18 protein-coding genes and 1 pseudogene are annotated in these 16,539 nt (G+C 61.2%); 8 read left to right on the top strand and 11 right to left on the bottom strand.

Going from position 1 to position 16,539, the window contains the following annotated elements:
- On the bottom strand, positions 1 to 711 hold a 711-nt coding region (ligD, locus tag IVB27_RS37995), incomplete at its 3' end, for a non-homologous end-joining DNA ligase (protein WP_247447717.1).
- A gap of 593 nt (positions 712 to 1,304) precedes the next feature.
- Here ligD and IVB27_RS37990 point away from each other — a divergent pair.
- Entirely contained in the window at positions 1,305 to 1,772 is a 468-nt protein-coding gene (locus tag IVB27_RS37990) for a hypothetical protein (protein WP_247447716.1), read from the top strand.
- A 194-nt stretch (positions 1,773 to 1,966) separates the two neighbouring features.
- Entirely contained in the window at positions 1,967 to 2,755 is a 789-nt protein-coding gene (locus IVB27_RS37985) for a GGDEF domain-containing protein (RefSeq protein ID WP_247447715.1), read from the top strand.
- A gap of 481 nt (positions 2,756 to 3,236) precedes the next feature.
- Here IVB27_RS37985 and IVB27_RS37980 read toward each other — a convergent pair whose 3' ends face one another.
- The 4 genes from IVB27_RS37980 to IVB27_RS37965 form a co-directional block, all read right to left on the bottom strand.
- Positions 3,237 to 3,506 carry a hypothetical protein gene (locus IVB27_RS37980; RefSeq protein WP_247341039.1) on the bottom strand — a complete coding sequence of 90 codons (270 nt, stop codon included), beginning with the start codon at positions 3,504 to 3,506 and terminating at the stop codon, positions 3,237 to 3,239.
- 124 nt (positions 3,507 to 3,630) lie between these two features.
- Positions 3,631 to 4,359 carry an SOS response-associated peptidase gene (locus IVB27_RS37975; RefSeq protein ID WP_247447714.1) on the bottom strand — a complete coding sequence of 243 codons (729 nt, stop codon included), beginning with the start codon at positions 4,357 to 4,359 and terminating at the stop codon, positions 3,631 to 3,633.
- A 4-nt stretch (positions 4,360 to 4,363) separates the two neighbouring features.
- Positions 4,364 to 4,813, bottom strand: a complete 450-nt coding sequence (locus IVB27_RS37970) for a hypothetical protein (protein WP_247447713.1) — start codon at positions 4,811 to 4,813, stop codon at positions 4,364 to 4,366.
- A 14-nt stretch (positions 4,814 to 4,827) separates the two neighbouring features.
- Complete coding sequence (locus tag IVB27_RS37965; RefSeq protein ID WP_247447712.1) at positions 4,828 to 5,211, bottom strand: hypothetical protein; 384 nt, start codon at positions 5,209 to 5,211, stop codon at positions 4,828 to 4,830.
- Positions 5,212 to 5,377: 166 nt separating this feature from the next.
- Between IVB27_RS37965 and ku the strand changes: the two genes are divergently transcribed.
- From ku to IVB27_RS43930, 3 genes and pseudogenes are all read left to right on the top strand, one after another.
- Entirely contained in the window at positions 5,378 to 6,307 is a 930-nt protein-coding gene (ku, locus tag IVB27_RS37960; protein WP_247447711.1) for a non-homologous end joining protein Ku, read from the top strand.
- 20 nt (positions 6,308 to 6,327) lie between these two features.
- Complete coding sequence (locus IVB27_RS37955; protein ID WP_247447710.1) at positions 6,328 to 6,555, top strand: hypothetical protein; 228 nt, start codon at positions 6,328 to 6,330, stop codon at positions 6,553 to 6,555.
- 21 nt (positions 6,556 to 6,576) lie between these two features.
- Positions 6,577 to 7,067 (top strand): annotated as a pseudogene (locus IVB27_RS43930) (cell envelope biogenesis protein TolA); the annotation flags it as partial.
- Between the two features lie 448 nt (positions 7,068 to 7,515).
- On the opposite strand, the gene IVB27_RS37940 reads toward IVB27_RS43930, so the two are convergent.
- A complete protein-coding gene (locus IVB27_RS37940) occupies positions 7,516 to 8,133 on the bottom strand; it encodes a LabA-like NYN domain-containing protein (protein WP_247447707.1) in 618 nt (205 codons plus the stop codon).
- Between the two features lie 995 nt (positions 8,134 to 9,128).
- On the opposite strand from IVB27_RS37940, the gene IVB27_RS37935 reads away from it, so the two are divergent.
- Together IVB27_RS37935 and IVB27_RS37930 are read left to right on the top strand one after the other, a co-directional pair.
- The gene (locus IVB27_RS37935) at positions 9,129 to 9,614 is read left to right on the top strand and encodes a DUF4142 domain-containing protein (RefSeq protein WP_247447721.1); all 486 of its coding nucleotides are present in this window, start codon (positions 9,129 to 9,131) and stop codon (positions 9,612 to 9,614) included.
- A 61-nt stretch (positions 9,615 to 9,675) separates the two neighbouring features.
- Positions 9,676 to 9,912: a hypothetical protein gene (locus tag IVB27_RS37930; protein WP_247447706.1), complete on the top strand. Its 237-nt coding sequence runs from the start codon at positions 9,676 to 9,678 to the stop codon at positions 9,910 to 9,912.
- A 571-nt stretch (positions 9,913 to 10,483) separates the two neighbouring features.
- Here the strand turns inward: IVB27_RS37930 and IVB27_RS37925 are convergent.
- Positions 10,484 to 11,515, bottom strand: a complete 1,032-nt coding sequence (locus tag IVB27_RS37925; protein ID WP_247447705.1) for a glycosyltransferase family 4 protein — start codon at positions 11,513 to 11,515, stop codon at positions 10,484 to 10,486.
- A gap of 293 nt (positions 11,516 to 11,808) precedes the next feature.
- On the opposite strand from IVB27_RS37925, the gene IVB27_RS37920 reads away from it, so the two are divergent.
- Positions 11,809 to 13,434 carry an alpha-amylase family protein gene (locus tag IVB27_RS37920; protein ID WP_247447704.1) on the top strand — a complete coding sequence of 542 codons (1,626 nt, stop codon included), beginning with the start codon at positions 11,809 to 11,811 and terminating at the stop codon, positions 13,432 to 13,434.
- Positions 13,435 to 14,165: 731 nt separating this feature from the next.
- Here IVB27_RS37920 and IVB27_RS37915 read toward each other — a convergent pair.
- The 4 genes from IVB27_RS37915 to IVB27_RS37905 all read right to left on the bottom strand — a co-directional run bounded on the left by IVB27_RS37915 (position 14,166) and on the right by IVB27_RS37905 (position 16,209).
- Positions 14,166 to 14,378, bottom strand: a complete 213-nt coding sequence (locus IVB27_RS37915; RefSeq protein WP_247447720.1) for an ATP-dependent DNA ligase — start codon at positions 14,376 to 14,378, stop codon at positions 14,166 to 14,168.
- 1,274 nt (positions 14,379 to 15,652) lie between these two features.
- A complete protein-coding gene (locus IVB27_RS37910; protein ID WP_247447703.1) occupies positions 15,653 to 15,808 on the bottom strand; it encodes a hypothetical protein in 156 nt (51 codons plus the stop codon).
- Positions 15,809 to 15,814: 6 nt separating this feature from the next.
- A complete protein-coding gene (locus tag IVB27_RS43075) occupies positions 15,815 to 15,943 on the bottom strand; it encodes a hypothetical protein (RefSeq protein WP_256468495.1) in 129 nt (42 codons plus the stop codon).
- Positions 15,940 to 16,209 (bottom strand): hypothetical protein, encoded by a 270-nt coding sequence (locus tag IVB27_RS37905; protein WP_247447702.1) that lies wholly within the window; start codon positions 16,207 to 16,209, stop codon positions 15,940 to 15,942. The genes IVB27_RS43075 and IVB27_RS37905 overlap by 4 nt, the downstream gene beginning before the upstream one ends.
- Positions 16,210 to 16,539 lie beyond the last annotated feature (330 nt).

Here is a 16,539-nt window from a genome sequence, read left to right as displayed (position 1 = left end):
CAACGGATCAAGCCGCTCGCGCAATTCGCGCGCGGTCGTCTCGGTGTAGCCGGTACGCACCTTGCCGGCGTAGAGCAGCTTGCCGTTCTGGCGCCGGCCCACGTAGAGCGAGGCGACCTTCCGCGGGCGCGCCCCAAGCTTCTCCACGAAGGCGACGATCGGAAAGGTCTCGCTCTTCTTGCACTTGAGCTTGATCCAGCTCTCTTGCCGCCCGGAGCGGTAAGGTTCGCCTAGCCGCTTGGCGACCAAGCCTTCCAGCCCCAGCTTGCACCCTTTCTCGAAGACCTCGTTGCCGTCGGCCGCGAGTGCCTCGACATAGATGAAGGTCTTTGGCGCGTCCCTCAGAAGGTGCTGCAGCAGGCGCTTGCGATCCTCATACGCCGCGTGACGCAAGTCATAGCCGTCGAGATACAGGAGATCGAACGCGTGGTAGCGCACACGCTCGCTGCGCTTGGGGCCGAGCTCCCGCCTGAGCTGCTGGAAGTCCGGCAGGCCGCCATGGCCGTACACCACGGCCTCGCCGTCGATGATCGCACTGTTTGCCTTGAGTTGGTCGGCGCTCGCCGCGATCGAGGAGAATTGTTCGGTCCAGTCCAGGCCGGTGCGCGAATAGACTCTGGCGTCCCCATCTCGCAGATGCAGCTGGGCGCGGTAGCCGTCGGCCTTGATTTCATAGACCCAGTCTTCGCCGCGCGGCGGCCTCTCGCGCAACGTGGGATCACACGGCTCGATGTAACCAGGAATGGCAGCTTTGACGGCGCCGTGGACACGCGATACTCCCGAACGAGACTGACGCAACGCCACAGCACACATGGCGATTCAACGTCGTCACGCTGATTCGTTCCGTGTCTCGTCTCTGGATCGCCCGGAACGTGGGTCGCCTCCGAGCGTTGGCGAGCGGTGGTATAGGGGGAGGAGCGAGTGCGATGATAGAAACGGAAACCCTGCTCGAGAAATGTCCCCGATGCGGCGCATGGCCCATGGCAGCGAACATCCCAAAGTCCGCTTCCGTGCAACGCGAAATCCAGTTCAGGTGTCCGAGGTGCCAGGCGGAAGAGGTCGGCTGGCTCGGTCGTCCAACGTCCCCGCTGCGCGCTGCCTAACACCACGAGGCCGAAGAGCCTGGAGGAACTGTCGCGGTCGCGTTCTCCAAGGGCGGCAGATGCTCGCCGAGATTCTCGAGATGGCTCGATACTAATGATCCCGTCGAGGAAGGCGAGTAGCTCGGGTGCTTTTAAAGCAGCGGGTTTCTTGGAACGTAGTTGACCTTCTCCGCTTTTTCTCTGTGATCCCGGAGGAGCGCGATGAAATCGACGTGGGCAGCTCTCGCATTGACACTTGCCGCCTCGACGTTGGCGGCCTCGGCCCAGCCGGTCAGATGGACCAGATACAACATCCCCGAGAGCGGCACCTCCGTGGACTTTCCGTCCTCGATCTTCACCGAGGCAGCGGGTCGACCCGACGGGTACGGGCAACGGTTCCGCACCGCCGACGGACGCGCAGACCTCACGATCCAGGCCGCGCCCAACGTCCAGAACGATTCTCCCGCTGATTTTCTGGCAAAGAAGCATCCGCCTCCACGCATTCAATACAGGCGAGTGACACCGCGATTCTTCGCGGTCTCCAGCTACAAGGGAGACAAGGTTTGGTACAACCGCTGCAACTTCTCCGGGCGGCTGGTCCATTGCGTCCTGATCAACTATCCCGCGGACGAAGAGCGCGACTGGGACAAGATCGTCACTCGCATCAGCCTGTCGCTCAGCGGCAAGTAGCGCTCCACAGGCTCAAGCGAGGTAAAATCGGCCCTGAAGCACGGCTGAGAGCGAGGACTCCGCGCCGCTGCGCTACCACCGCAAATTGAGCTTCGTCGTTAGATCGGCGTTAACGGCGTCTGCGGAGCGGAGCGTGCCTTAACCTGCCGTGAAGGTGAGGGGACGGATGCTGGCCGCTTTACGGCGGCAAAGCCATGGCCAAAGACATCATTACGCACCAGGACGCGCTGCGCCACACGATGGGGCGCTCCGCCGTGAGCGTCGGCCTGAGCGTGGTCTTGACGTTGTCCCTGTGCCTCCTGCAATTCGGCCCGGATCCGGATGCGCTGGTGCGCGTCGGCTTCGTGACAAAATCGTCCATCCTGATCAGCATGATGATTTCCGGGCTGCTGACGGCGGCCCTGAGCTACCGGTCCGCGCTGACCATGCGCGAGCTGGCGCTGACGCGCGCCGAACTGCAGCGCATCTCTGGCACCGATCAGCTGACCGGACTGCTCAACCGACGGGGCTTCGACCAGGCTGCCGAATCGGCCTTGACCAAGGCGCGCGATGCGAACCTGGCAACCACTGTGCTGATGTGCGACATCGACCGCTTCAAGGCGATCAACGACCAGTTCGGGCATGAGTTCGGCGACAAAGTGCTCGTCGCGGTCGCGCAGGTGTTGTGCTCCTTCGCCGAGCGAAGGCAGATGCTGGTGGCAAGGCATGGCGGCGAGGAATTTGCCGTTGTGATGACCGGGCTGTCCAAGGAGCGCGCTGCCCAGTACGCCGAAGATCTGCGGCGGGCCTGCGCCGCCCATGCAGTCGTTGCCGAAGGTGCCTCGACCAACGTGACGATCAGCATCGGGCTCGCCCAATCCCATGGCGAAATGGATCTGGGCAAGGTCATGCGCATGGCCGATCAGGCGCTCTATGCCGCCAAGCACCGAGGCCGCAATCGCGTAGTCCGGGCGGACGTCCTGGCGGACTCGATCGCCGCGTAACCCAACGGGGTGCCGGACCGAAAGGGTCTTGGTTCAGGCGCATCACGGCCGCCCTCCATACGCTTCGATCTTAAAATGCTCTATCGGCGACGCCTGGCGTCGAGTGCGAGCGCAAGTGCGTACTCCAAACACATCCAAACGGAAATGCGCCTATTTTGAAAAACCGAAATATCTCTTGCGCCGTCGGGCAAAACAGTGGTTGATAGGGTGCTGGTAATCGACATGGGAGCCAGCGTCCTGGCTGACGAAACCTCTTCGGAGCTATCCAAGATAGCTAAACTCAATGGAGACTTCAGGAGGAATTATGGAACGTTGCTCGGAGCCTTCCTGTATCTGCGCTCGATCAATGCCGCACGCGGACGTTCTTGGTTCTGGGCCAGCTTGATTTCGCTCGCTTGTTCAGCGGCGATGGCTTGGCTTGGGAGGCACGCCCTGCCTTGGCTGGTCGGCGGATAGTCGCTACAATGAGCAGCGCTCGGTGTCAGCCGGCCTCGGGAGAGCAATCCGGGCAGGTGTCTCCGATTGACTCCAGCACGTCCCAAATCTCGGCCACGGCTTGATCCGGAGACAGTCCGGCCGCCGGATCCTGGCTTGCGATTTCTAAGGCTTTGTCGCGCGCGTGCGGGTCGGCACGTTCCTGCATCCAGCCGTGCTCCTCGCACTCACGGATGGCGCCAGCATCTTGCAGCACCGAGATCGCCCACCCACGCACGGTCCGGATCATTGGCCGTCTTTGCCGTGTCATCAGCATAAGAGATGGCTCCTGCCCGGACGAATCCCTCCGTCCCCCGGTCGTTCCGCGCGGTTAGCACGGGACAGGGATTTCGAATCGTTGGGGCTCGGCCTTGCCCCGTGTTCCGCAGGCCTGTGCAGAACTACGTCGTGGTCGCTGGGTCTTCCTTCTCGCCGGTCGCGACGATTTTGAGAGCGCCGTCCGGAAGCGGTCGCTGCAGCGCCTTGGCCTCATCCCAGGGTGCGCGCATCCAGACGTCGTACTCCTCGGCGGTCGTCAGGATTACGGGCATGGCTTTCGGATGAACGCGGCCGACCTCTGCATTCGGCTCGCAGGTGAGGAAGCCGAATACGTCGGCGGTGATTTCGCCCTCCTTCGCCTTGCGGACGCTGGTCCAGCTGGTCCAGAGGCCAGCGAAGGCGAGCAGCGGCCGGCTCTCGTCGCGCGAGAACCACACGGGCACCTTCTTGCCTCCGATGGTGTCGTATTCGGAAAAGCTGGTGAAGGGCACCAGACAGCGGATCTCTGGAGCGAGCCACCGCTTCCAGTGCGAGCTGTTGACGTTGCGAATGTTCGTGGTGCCGCTGTCCGGCTCCATCCGGAGGAGCTCCTTGAAGTCGACCGGCTTTCCTTTCGCCTCGAGCTTTTCGGCCCGCTTCTTCGTGGCGTCCATCAGCGCCTTCGAAGAGGACGGCATGCCCCAGCGCGCCATGCCGATTTCCCGTCCCGGCTTGCCGTTGCGGACAATCGGGGCGGGGTAATCCGGAAAGATGCCGGGCATCGACGGCAGATTGCCGACGCGGCTGTCAAGCGCTCCGAACAGCCGCCGGATCGCGTCGACATTCTTCGTCATGGAGTAGAGGTTGCACATGGCGTTAGGTCTCCGGTGCGGCCTGGCGGGGGCGCTGCGCCAACTGTAGCAGCGTCGCTGCAGGCCGGCGATTGGCCTGGGCGCACTTGCTACAACGGAGCCTGCTCGCCAGGTCGTGCACAAAGGTGGTCTGCGGATGACGCAAGGTGGCTAGGTCGACCTCGCGCTTGGTCCTGCAGCGCGAGCACTCGATCTCGAGCCACGAGTAGCCGCCGTTGATGCCCTGGTCGACGCTCGGCGACGGATCGATCGGCCCGCCGTCGGCCCACATCTTCTCGTTCCATGATTCGCACAAGAGCTTGTCGGCCGTCCGGATCAGGGCCTCGCCTTTGGCCCTGGCGTCAGCCGACTGCGAGGCGAGGATCGAGGTCACCGCACGGGCCCGCCCGAGCTCCTTGGCGAGAGCCTTGCGGTCTCCGCCGGAGAGGGGCGTGGGGTGGTGTTTGGGAGCCATGGGCCGCGTCGGGCCTAGGTCGGGTCGTAGGACGGCCAACAGCCGTCTTCCTCATGGCGACCGGTTCGTTGCGTGCAGGTTTTGTCGAGCAGCCGCTGACCGACATCCCGCCAGACCGCATCGGGACCATAGAGCCGGGTGGCATCCGCCTTCTGAATCTCGACCGTCCTGGCGCAGCGCCGGCAGCCCACCCTGAGCAAGTGCCGGGGAATTTGGCTCAGCCGCAGCAGGCGACCGGAAGCGCCGATCCCTTGGCTGGCCGCATCTACCCGAGGATCCTCGAGAAGCGCCCGCCAGTATTCCGACGGCAGGTCGTCCTCGGGAGCCAGTCCGTGGCGGGCAGGGGCGTTCCCGCCGACGAGGCGGGCCATCTTTTCCATCTGCTTGGGTGTCGGCATGCGCCAGCTCGCGGGGCGGTCAGTCATGCCCGCATTAGAACATATCAAGAACGTTAGAGTCGAGTCCCGTTCTCGATAAATCACGAATTCCGACGACCTGCGATGTCGGAACCATGGCCGGCCGATCGTCTTGAATCCACCCGCCGCCTTTCGGAGTACCGCGTTCATGGCACCGCGCGCCAACTGGAAAGGCTTCCTGCGATTGTCTCTGGTGACCTGCCCGGTGGCGCTCTATCCGGCCACGTCCGACAGCGAGAAGATCTCCTTCAACCAGCTGAACCGCCAGACTGGCCACCGTATCAAGTACCTGAAGGTTGATGCCGATACCCGGGACGAGGTGCCCAACGAGGACATCATCAAGGGCTACCAGGTCGAGAAGGACCAGTTCATCGACGTCACGAAGGAGGAGCTCGAGGAGATCGCGCTGGAGTCCACCCGCACCATCGAGATCGACGAGTTCGTCGACAAGTCCGACATCGACCCGCGCTACCTGATCCGCCCTTATTACATCCGGCCCGACGGCAAGGTCGGGCACGACGCGTTCGCGGTCATCCGCGAGACCATCAGGGAGATGGACAAGGTCGCGATAGGGCGCGTGGTGCTGACCAACCGCGAGCACATCATCGCGCTTGAGCCGATGGACAAGGGCCTCGTCGGCACGCTGCTGCGCTATCCATACGAGCTGCGCAGCGAGCAGGAGTATTTCGACGAGATACAGGACGTCAAAGTCACCAAGGATATGCTCGATCTCGCCAGGCACATCGTGAAGCAGAAGGCGAGGCGCTTCGATCCGGAGAAGTTCGAGGACCACTACGAGACCGCGCTGATCGAGCTCATCGACCAAAAGCGCGCCGGGAAGCCGATCGTGCCGAAGGGTCGTCCGCGCGGCGAGAACGTCGTCGACCTGATGGACGCGTTGCGCAAGAGCGTCGGCGGTGCTGCAGCAGAGACCAACGCTCCGAAGAAGCCGGCCAAGAATGCGAAGAAGGCGACGGCCGGCCAGAAGGAGTTGCTGATGCCGATCTCCGGCAAGAAGCCGGCGAAAGAGACCGCCGCAAAGAAGCCGGCGGCCAAGCCGCAGCGGAAGACTGCCTAACAACGGACTAGGAGAGCCGCATGGATATAGATTTGAAGGAAGCCTCGGCAATGACCGAAGCCTCCGGGCTGACGAACGATATGGACGGCAACGAGCAGATGTCCGGGGCGCGCCGGCGACCGGCCCAGCCCGCGAAGGATGTCGCCATCGTTTGGGCGGACCGCCTCCGCAAAGCGACCGTCCAGGCGCCACTGCAATCGCTCGCCGTCGCATTCGTGCTCGGAATGTGGGTCGCCCGCCGGCGCTGACGAGCAGCGAGCGGGCGCGACATGGCACGAAAGCTCAAGACGTATCAGACCTCGCTGGGATTTTACGATCTTGCGATCGCCGCGCCATCCACGAAGGCGGCGCTAGAGGCGTGGGGCGCGGGTAGCAATCTCTTCCATCAGGGCTTCGCCCACGGGACGGACGATCCCGACGTGGTCGCCATGACCATGTCGAAGCCAGGGGTGGTGCTCAGGCGGTCCCGCGGGCTTGAGCGGCAATACGCCGAGCACGCAGACTTGCCCGACGTCGACGGCGGCGAGACCGCGAGTACGTAAGAAGAGCCGAGCCGCGCCAAAGCATCATGCCCCCTGAGTTGAGCGGGGAGGCCGCCCGCAAGGCCACCGCCGAGTTCGAGCGCGAGCAGAGACGTCGCGAAGCCGAGCGCCGCAAGGAAGAGGCGGCGAGGCAAAAGGAACGCGCCAGGCGCGACAAGTTGGTCACGAAGGCCCAGGCGGCCCTGGACAAGGCGCAGCGCGAGCACGACCGGAAAACCTTGACCTGCGACGAAGTTCCGCGTTCCACTGCGAGGCGAAGCGCTGCATAGTTTCCCCATTGCTTGCCAAGTTTTTCCATGAGGTTTTCGCCTTGTCGAACAGTGTCGAAGATCTACAGATGTTGCGCTTGATTAGGGCATTTCAAAAGCTAACCGACCACGGCACACGGCGCGCGGTGCTCTTGTACGTCGAAGATCAGGTTCAGAAGCAGCAAGCCGAGGGATCGGTCGAGTGCTCCACCAAGTCCTCGCCTGGGAATGGCAGCAGCATAACCGTAGATTCGTAGTCGTCGGCCTGCAGACATGCAAAGCTAAGGCATATTTCGCGTCTCGGAGGAGAAACCCGATGCGCCTTGCATTGCCTTATCTAGGAATTGGTCTCTGTGCGTCGCTGGCAGCATGGATGTCGGTGATGCTTCGTCCGTCGATGCGGGCGATCCTTAACTGTCTAGCCGGGAGGGTCGTTTCCCTTCGGTTCCTGCAAGAATTTTGGCAAGTGTCCACGCGCTTCACGACCGCGTGGAGCGGGGCGCTCGGACGGGTCTCGGCCGAGCTTGGCCTGCAGCTCGACGAGGTCGGTGAAGACGTCGGCCCGGCGGCGCAGCTCGTCGGCGATCATCGGCGGCTGGCTGGCGATCGTGGAAATCACGGTGACCCGCACGCCGCGGCGCTGAACGGCCTCGACCAGGGAGCGGAAGTCGCCGTCACCCGAGAACAGCACCATCTGGTCGATGTGTTCGGCGAGCTCCATGGCGTCCACGGCGAGCTCGATGTCCATGTTGCCCTTGACCTTGCGGCGGCCGGAGGCGTCGATGAACTCCTTGGTCGCTTTGGTCACGACCGTGTAGCCGTTGTAGTCCAGCCAGTCGATCAGGGGGCGGATCGAGGAGTATTCCTGATCCTCAATGATCGCGGTGTAGTAGAATGCCCGCGTCAGCGTCCCGCGGCTCTGAAATTCCTTCAGAAGGCGCTTGTAATCGATATCGAAGCCGAGAGTTTTCGCCGTCGCGTAGAGATTGGCTCCGTCAATGAAGAGCGCGATCTTGTCGGTAGAGGAAGGTGACATTCAGTTTGCGCTTTCGGTGAGACAACGCGGATTAATCTGGAACCATCGCAGGCGCGCGACGCGGATGCCGGTCGCATTCTATATAGATCGCTACCGAAGATCGTCGCGGAGACGGATGTTTTAAGCTTCAACTATTTTCAAATCGTATCACGCCTTGGAAATCTGATATCAGCCGAAAGTTGGCCTGTCAGATTTGTAATGTGTCCGGTCTTTTTCCAGGTGCTTGTTTCAGGGTGCTCGCGCCGTGACCGTTGGCGATTTTGCTCTGTTTGATCTTTGGATCCACCGGCGCGGCCGCGGCTGGCGGTGGTCTGTCTCAGCTCCAGGCACAGACGTTCTGTTGGTCGGAGCCGAGCGAAGCCGACCCGCAGCCCAATACATGGCTGCTCGAGCCGTGTTTCAGTTGCTGCTGAGCGCTACTTATCGCAATGGAATGAGATCTAAAGATAGGTCGGCGCCTTGCCGTCGACCTGAATGCCACAAGGGGTTTTCGGCGGTGGATAGCTTAGGCCGAGAAGGACGTCGCAGTCATTGAGGCGGGTCTGCAGTTCGGAGCGCGTGAGCGGACAGGAGCGGGTGACTTTGAAGACTGGTGCACCGAGCAGACCGGTACTAGCCGAGAGAGATTTTCGAAATGGCTTCGGCGCAAGGGGCACCGCGTCGGGAGTCGATCAATGAGGTTAGGGAGAACCTTAGGTGGCAGCCCGATGCCCGAGTGCTTCCAAGTTGTTCCTTCAAGATGCACGCTGATGCTGCCCCTTTGAGCCGGCTTTTCACTTCGCTGCTCGGAGTGGTGGGACTGGTGCCTGAACCCGTTCTCGCCGGTTTGTGAGCTGGCAGTGCTCGAATCCGGAGAAGATCCTGGGGTAGTACCTGGGCCCGCACCGCTAGAGGGTTTGCCAGCACTAAACGCGGCCCGATGTGCTCAATTGGAACCTCCTTCACGATTGGCGTGTTCATCGACAAACAACCCACAGGAGTTTGCCTTGAACAGAATGCTTTTGTCGCTCGGGACAGCAACCTTGATGGCACTCTCAATTGCCAACGCAGCTGCGAAAGATAAGCAAAGCGAAACGTTCCTCAAGAAGGCAATCGAGGGCAATTTCGCTGAAGTGAGCATGGGAGAGCTGGCGCAGCAGAACGGTCAAAGTGATGCCGTCAAGTCATATGGCAGAATGCTTTCCACAGATCACGCTGCCGCCAATCAGGAGGCTTTAGATGCTGCCCAAGGACTGGGAATGAACTCACCAAGCGGGCCGAATGCGAAGCAAAAAGCCGACCATGACAAGATGTCAAAAATGTCCGGCGCAGGCTTCGATAAAATGTTCGCGGCTCACATGGTCGCAGACCACCAAAAGGATATCGCCGAGTACAAGAAGGCATCAAAAAGTAAGGATGCTGCCGGAGAATATGCTTCCGGCCAAATAGATACGTTGCAAAAGCATCTGGACACCGCAAAATCGCTGAAGGCCGGTAAATAGTCCGACGCCGGAATTGGTCGGCAGGAGCGCGGCAAGCCAACTTCACGATAGCGGGCGTTTCATGGAGCAGCGCGAAGACTACTTGCTCCGGCTGGCGAGCGTTTTGGAAGATATCGGGGCGGACCAGCAGGTGACAATTCGGGACCGGTACATCGAACAGGCGTTCGGCGGCAATGGTGCCCTCGCACTTGCAGAGGCCGGAGTCCTCGTCCGCGCTCATGGCTGCACGTTTCGTTACGATCGGATTGAGCAACGAGGCGTCTTCACCCGGTCGTATCCCGCCGGTGGACGGGCTTAACCTGGCATTGAGTCGTCAGGGCAGTTTGGCACTCGCCTCCGGTTCGACGGCCGGCTGATCGGGTTTAGGTACTGCGGGTTCTCGCACACTATCTTTGGGCGCTTGTCGGTTGCTAGACGGGCGATCATTCAGGAGATTTGTTGGTCCGCATGACAGAGGCCAACCGAATGCTGCTAGCACAGCTGAGGCGGATCGACCGCCAGACTCGGCGACAACAGCGACTGAGCGGGGGGGGTGACGCGCGTAGCCGGCCGTCCGGCTGTTGTGAGATTGCCGCGACCATCGGCCATCAGTTCGTCGGACTTCGTCGCGCCGAGCCCAGCGTACCTCGCCGCCTCGCTCGCACTTAGTAAAAGCGCGGTGTTCGCTTCTGACGGCCGAACGGAAACGTTAAAGCATTACCGCTCCTGGACCCGAAGCAGACGGAGCCCTGGGAAGGTATACGACAGCCGAACCCTTCGAAATGGGCCAGGCACTGACGGGAGCGCAACGACGGTCGTAGTGAGCTCTTAGTCAGTGTTTCTGACCGCCTCAGCCAGCATGGAGTAGAGCAAACCGTTGGATCGGATATTTATTGTCTCGCGGTCAGCACGTCCTGGTAACGGCGGACGTACTCATGCGCCATTCGTTTCGCGGTAAACCGCTCCTCAAAGCGCCGGCGCACCGCGCGCCGATCTATTCGGCTCAGCCGCTTGATCGCCTCGATGGCTTCGGCCTCGTTGTCGACAACAAAGCCGGTGACTCCCTCGTCGATCACCTCCGGCACCGAACCGGACCGATAGGCGATCACGGGCGTCCCGCAGGCCATTGCCTCGATCATCACCAGCCCAAATGGCTCCGGCCAGTCGATCGGAAACAACAAGGCCGCTGCCTCCGAAAGAAATGGCTGCTTCGCCGCGTCATTGACTTCGCCAACGAGCTGTATGTCCTGCCCGTCGATCAGCGGCTCCAACTGTCGTTTGAAATAGCCGGTCTCGCCTCGCGGCACCTTGGCCGCCATCCGGAGCGGCATTCCGGCGGCACGCGCGATGCGAATTGCCCGTTCGGGGCCCTTCTCAGGGGTGAGCCGGCCCAAGAAGGCCAAATACATTCCGGGACCGTATGAAGGACGAAGCAACTGTTCCGGCAGCCCGTGATACACCGTGCCACACCAGTTCGCACCGGCTAACGGAAGACGCTGGTTGTCGGAAATCGAAATGAAGCAGGCCTCCGGAAAATTCCGGAATACGTCGGCTAATCCGGGCAGGTCCAAACGTCCATGCAAGGTCGTGACAAATTGCAGGCGCAATCGGGTGAGCAACGGCAAATGCAGCCAATCGATATGGGCGTGTATGACGTCAAACTCGCTGGCCCGCTGCGACACCGCTTCCAGCAAAACGGCGTAGGCCGCATACGGATCTACTCGCGGTCGACCAAGGCGAAGTGCCCGAGCGCATGCGGGGTGAAGTGCGCCGCGGGTCTTTGAGTCTCCACTTGCAAACAAGGTGACCTCGTGTCCGAGCTCCACGAGTTCATCGACGAGCCATGCAACGACTCTTTCGGTGCCGCCATAGAGTTTGGGAGGGACGCTCTCGGCCAAGGGTGCAATCTGGGCAATGCGCATGAGGCTCTTCTCCAATGTTCCGCGGAGACGAGGCGGATTGGAGAGCAAGCAACGGCCTTGAGGGATACGCGTTCCGTAACGGCGGCAACCCGCGATCCAAACGCAATGCGTGCGGAGCAAAATCGGAAGACGGGATCGCTTCGAAATTACATCTTGGCGCGACTGGAGTGCGCCCGGCGCACGCTCGCTGCGGTGGGGGAACAAGTGGCAATCTGGCCGGTTGTGATCCGAGGCGTCAGCTTGCTCTCTGACGCCTTGTGCAATTGGCGACGCCGCAGCTGTGGACGGGAAGATTGCTCGATCTCTGGTACAAGAATGCCGTCATCTACAGCCTGAACGTCGCCACCTACAAGGACGGCAACGGCGACGGCATCGGCGACTTCGCAAGGCTGATCGAGCAATTGGATCATATCGCCCAGCTGGGGGTCACTTGCCTGTGGCTGCTTCCGTTCTATCCCAGTCCGGGGCTCGATCACGGCTACGACGTCACAGATTACTACAATGTGGCGCCGGCCCTCGGCACGCTTGGTGACTTTGTCGAGTTCAGCCATCAGGCGAGACTCCGCGGATTGCGGCTGATCGTCGACTTGCCGATCAACCATACTTCGGAGCAGCACCCGTGGTTTCAGCAGGCGCGAGCCGACCCTGCATCGCCCTATCGAAAATACTATGTATGGGCGAACGCGGAGCCGGAGAACAGCGCAGACGGGGTTGTGTTCCCTGGCTTTCAATCCAGCGTCTGGACCTACGACCTGCGCGCCCGAGCCTGGTACTATCATCGCTTTTTTCAATATCAACCCGACCTCGACATCACCTGCCCCGCCGTTCGCGAGGAAATCTTCAAGATTCTCGGCTTCTGGCTGGAGCTCGGTGTATCCGGTTTCCGGATCGATGCGGCCCCGTTCGTCGTCGAAGAGGTCCGTCCGAACCGATCTCCGAAACGTCACTACGAGTTCTTTGGCGAAATGCGCGACTTCCTGTCGTGGCGCAAGGGCGACTCGGTGCTGCTGGCGGAAGCCAACGTGCGCGCCTCCGAACTCCCGAGATATTTCGGCGACGGCTCGCGCATCCACATGCTGTTCGCCTTCCTGGTCAATCAGCACCTGTTTCTATCGCTTGCGGAAGAGCGAGCCGAGCCCTTGCGGCAATGTCTGACCACAGTTCCGAAGCTGCCGCAGTCGGCCCAATGGGCCCAGTTTCTGCGCAACCATGATGAGTTGGATCTGGGCCGCCTGCCACCCGAGCAGCGCGATCAAGTATATGCGGCGTTTGCACCAGAACCGAAAATGCAACTGTACGGACGAGGCATTCGCCGCCGCCTCGCGGGCATGCTGGGCAATGATCGCCGGCGGATCGAGCTGGCATTTAGCCTCTTGTTCAGTCTTCCGGGCACGCCGGTCATCTATTACGGCGACGAATTGGGAATGGGGGACGACCTCAGTCTGCCCGAACGGTGGCCGGTTCGAACGTGCATGCAATGGACCGACGACCCCAACGGCGGATTCTCGACGGCACCGAACGACCGTCTGCTGCACTCGGCGATCACCGATGGCGAGTTCGGTTCGAAGCAAGTCAACGCCGCCGCGCAGCAGCGCGATACGAATTCACTGCTCAACTGGCTGCGTCGGCTCGTCGAGGTGCGGCAATCCTGCGCGGAGATAGGCTGGGGTGCCTGCAGCTTGCCGCAAGCCGATACCTCCTCGATTCTGGTGCAGCATTATTCGCTCGAAGCCAAATCCGTCCTCATCCTGCACAACCTTGGGCCGAACGAGTGCAAAACGATGCTCGATGATATCCCAAGCAGTGACAAGCTGACCGATGTTTTCGGAAATCGAGTCTATGCGACCAAACGCACCGCGGGTGGCGAGATCGAACTCGACGGCTATGGCTATCGTTGGTTTCGGATCGACTCTGGCTGATGCCAAGGACGGCGGAATAAACTATTCGTGGCGGCAAACGAAGATGCCGAATCTGCATGAGCGCCTGCCAGGAGCGGGCACAAGCAGCACCTGTACTGGAATCGGCTGAAGTCCACCCGGAGAGAAACAACGTATCAGAGGAATTCGGCGGTCGGCTGATACCGCTTCAGCCGTTCCTAAGCAGGACGCGAAGTCTCCGCGCGTGTTGTGACGTAAGGCGGCGGCGACGGTAGCGTAGCTGTTTGATGAACCCTGTCCTTTTCGACAGGTGCGGCCGTCCCGAGACGTGGGCATGATCGCGGCAAAAAGGACGAAGGCCGCGGCGGATGAGACGTTACTACTTCCGGATTTTCCACAAGGGAGAGACGCATGCGGATGATGTGGGAGAGCTATTTGGCTCTGCTGAACTAGGTATCAAATATGGCGTGTCGCTCGGGACATCGCCAGTGATCCCGAATATGACCGTGGTGCGGGCACGATCGTAAATCGTGGTTGGCGCGTCGGATACCGAGATCGCGCGGCACAGGGTCGGTAGTGTTACCACAGCTGTCTAGCAGGAGAGCGTTATGGCTGCGGTCAAGGCCGCAAAGACGGGGTGGGGGTGAGGGGCTAAGTTATCTCGAACCCCTTGCCGTCAGGTCGGCCGACGTCCAACGCCGATATCGCCGGTGAGGCCGAACAGCGGGCCGGCGTTGAACAACAGTCCAATGACGTTCCGTCGGGCCGGCGAGCTAACAGCCGTTCGAGGTTATCTTGCGCAGGTGCAGTGGGAGCTGCCGGAGGTCATCCCCGCCCATGGCGAGAACGTCAAACACGTAGAGCTGCACCTCGTGCTTGCGGGAATGCAGCGCGTTGAAATCGGAGATGCCATCGATGCCGAGAATTACCGCCTCGCCGTCGATGATGAAATGCTTCTGCCGCTCCTTGAGCGCCGCCTCGGCAATCCACGGATAGCGCTTGGTCCAATCGGTCCCGTTCCGGGAGAGCAGCCCTACGCGACGATCTCGTGATGACTAGCGTCCGGCACCGGTCGTGCCTCATTTCGTGGATCCGGTCCGGCCCGAGGCGACCTGCTTGCCGACGTCGCCAGGCAGAGCTCGTACGCCATGTGCATCTGCGAAAAGATAGGTTTCGGCGGTATTTGGCCGTCGGGAACAACCGGCAATCCGGGGGCGTTTTCTTCCAGCTCCGGGCAGTGTCTCGGAGCAGCGTAGCGTAGACTCCCGGCCTCAAAGGATTGATCCTCCTGAGGGGCCGGCTTTTTGGGCGCCGGCATGGCATGCGGCCGGTTCACGCTGGTAGTTTTTAGTGGGTCGCAACCAGCGCTGCCATGCTGAATGCGACTACGCAGGCAGCAGCCAAGGACCAGAGCGCTATAGCGATCTCTTTGGGCATGGTCGTGGCCTCCTGACGAAAGCCGCCTAACCCTTACTGCCGTACGAGCTTAGAGCGCATACCGATGAGCATTGTGTAGGCAAGCCGACGCCAAATCAGGTTCATCAGGACTAGCATGTGGCATCCCCGTATTTGATACGGTCAACGTCGACCTGTTATGTTTCAAGAAGATTTCGCCGGGGGTGCGAAATGGCTTCGTGCCGGTGATGGAGAGGCAGCCCGGCCCGTCACGCTGGCGGGCCTTTCTGGGCGGAGACACGGCCCCGGCTTCGGGTCGGTTGGGGATTAAGGGCCGGGGCCGCTCCGCCAGCTCGGGCGTGAGCCAGCGATGACTCAAATGTCCGCCGGCGCTTGTCGTTCCTTCAGGCGTGACCATTTCCATTACGGCGACAGGTTGCGGCGATCAGCTTTCATCTACGTTATGGCGCGTAGCGGCTGTGTGATATCAATCATCAATTGCCAATTGCAGGGATTAGAGCCACATGATTACGGCCTCCAAATGCAAGGATCTCGCAAAACAGTACAAGTCCCTTTCCTCAGCTCCCAATACCTCCGAAAACCGAGCCTTTTTATTGAGAAATATTGCCAAGAGCCTTGCGGGTTTAGCCGGTCAACTGGAGAGACTTGACACGCTGATTAGAGACGAGAAGCCCCGGAGGCGGGCCTCAGCCCGGTAACACCCGCTCCCATATATCTCATTGCGTTTCGTGAACTCGCACGCACGATGGGCGGCATCGGCGGCAGCGCCGACGCTCGGTCCCCGTGCTGCGGATCAGGTGCGGACCTCCGATGCAGAGGCCGATTTGCCGTTGCAAGGACACGTTCAGCGATCCCTTTTTAGCTTGCGCCGCCCCCCAATGCGGCTCCTTTCCCTTCGGGTTAAAATCGGGAACGTGTGCCGGTTCAATGCCCGCATGATGCCGATCCGGGCGAAGATGGTCGGGCCGCCGCCTTCGGCTACCAGGATCAGGGCCTCCATCGCGGCTTACCATTCAGGCGCGGCGTGCTCCTTCTTCGGCAGCGTAGAGATGTACTCGCCCGTATCGAGCAATGTCACGATCTCACCGCCGTCTGGCAGCACGATCGGCGCGTCAAACGCGGCGGACCAGGTCATGCCTTCGCCAGCAAATCCTCGCCCGGCGTCAGCAGACGCACATAGGTCCCGCTTTCGTGCAGCTCTAGCCAGCCCTTCTCGATCGCGTATCGGATGCCGGCGCCGAACTCGGTGCCGCTTCCCTTAAGCGTGTAGAGGAAGGGATAGTTGACCTTCTCAGTGTGGATGCGACCGTCCTGTACCGGCTGAATGGCGGCCGCAAGTTCGACCAGCTTACGCGCGGCGACTTCCGGATCAGCGAAGGGACGTTCTGTCACGAGTTTCATTGCGGAATCAAAACCTCAACCCCCATGCTTGGCCTGACTTGCCCGCGACTGTCATGCCAGTTCGGGACGATATGCACAGATCCTGCGGCGGCGCATGCGGAGCAGACCAGGCGCAAGCCGACGCGCGACCACGGCTGATCCTGCGGGAGTGTATCGAGCCGCACGTCGGCCCTGCGATGACAGCGGCCGTTCAGGCATTGGATGTTGCAGGTCATATGGCCGTCGGCCAGCCATTCCGCAGGGCTGCGGGGCGGATAGTGGCGGGACCATTTGGTGTATCGACGAGCGCGCATGCCGCCATCAAAGCGGCATCGTAAGCACCTCGCAAAT

Source organism: Bradyrhizobium sp. 197 (genome assembly GCF_023073375.1).
Lineage (GTDB): Bacteria > Pseudomonadota > Alphaproteobacteria > Rhizobiales > Xanthobacteraceae > Bradyrhizobium.
Note: the sequence above shows the minus strand (reverse complement) of the source record. Positions and strands in the feature narration are given on the sequence as shown.

Coding starts and splice junctions, on each gene's coding strand:
- IVB27_RS37980 (WP_247341039.1), bottom strand. CDS start 3,506: ATGCTGATGACACGGCAAAGACGGCCAATGATCCGGACCGTGCGTGGG.
- IVB27_RS37965 (WP_247447712.1), bottom strand. CDS start 5,211: ATGCCGACACCCAAGCAGATGGAAAAGATGGCCCGCCTCGTCGGCGGG.
- IVB27_RS37910 (WP_247447703.1), bottom strand. CDS start 15,808: ATGGAGGCCCTGATCCTGGTAGCCGAAGGCGGCGGCCCGACCATCTTC.
- IVB27_RS37930 (WP_247447706.1), top strand. CDS start 9,676: ATGGAGCAGCGCGAAGACTACTTGCTCCGGCTGGCGAGCGTTTTGGAA.
- IVB27_RS37925 (WP_247447705.1), bottom strand. CDS start 11,515: ATGCGCATTGCCCAGATTGCACCCTTGGCCGAGAGCGTCCCTCCCAAA.
- IVB27_RS37970 (WP_247447713.1), bottom strand. CDS start 4,813: ATGGCTCCCAAACACCACCCCACGCCCCTCTCCGGCGGAGACCGCAAG.
- IVB27_RS37990 (WP_247447716.1), top strand. CDS start 1,305: ATGAAATCGACGTGGGCAGCTCTCGCATTGACACTTGCCGCCTCGACG.
- IVB27_RS37955 (WP_247447710.1), top strand. CDS start 6,328: ATGGATATAGATTTGAAGGAAGCCTCGGCAATGACCGAAGCCTCCGGG.
- ku (WP_247447711.1), top strand. CDS start 5,378: ATGGCACCGCGCGCCAACTGGAAAGGCTTCCTGCGATTGTCTCTGGTG.
- IVB27_RS37935 (WP_247447721.1), top strand. CDS start 9,129: ATGCTTTTGTCGCTCGGGACAGCAACCTTGATGGCACTCTCAATTGCC.
- IVB27_RS37975 (WP_247447714.1), bottom strand. CDS start 4,359: ATGTGCAACCTCTACTCCATGACGAAGAATGTCGACGCGATCCGGCGG.
- IVB27_RS37985 (WP_247447715.1), top strand. CDS start 1,967: ATGGCCAAAGACATCATTACGCACCAGGACGCGCTGCGCCACACGATG.
- IVB27_RS37940 (WP_247447707.1), bottom strand. CDS start 8,133: ATGTCACCTTCCTCTACCGACAAGATCGCGCTCTTCATTGACGGAGCC.
- IVB27_RS43075 (WP_256468495.1), bottom strand. CDS start 15,943: ATGACCTGGTCCGCCGCGTTTGACGCGCCGATCGTGCTGCCAGACGGC.
- IVB27_RS37905 (WP_247447702.1), bottom strand. CDS start 16,209: ATGAAACTCGTGACAGAACGTCCCTTCGCTGATCCGGAAGTCGCCGCG.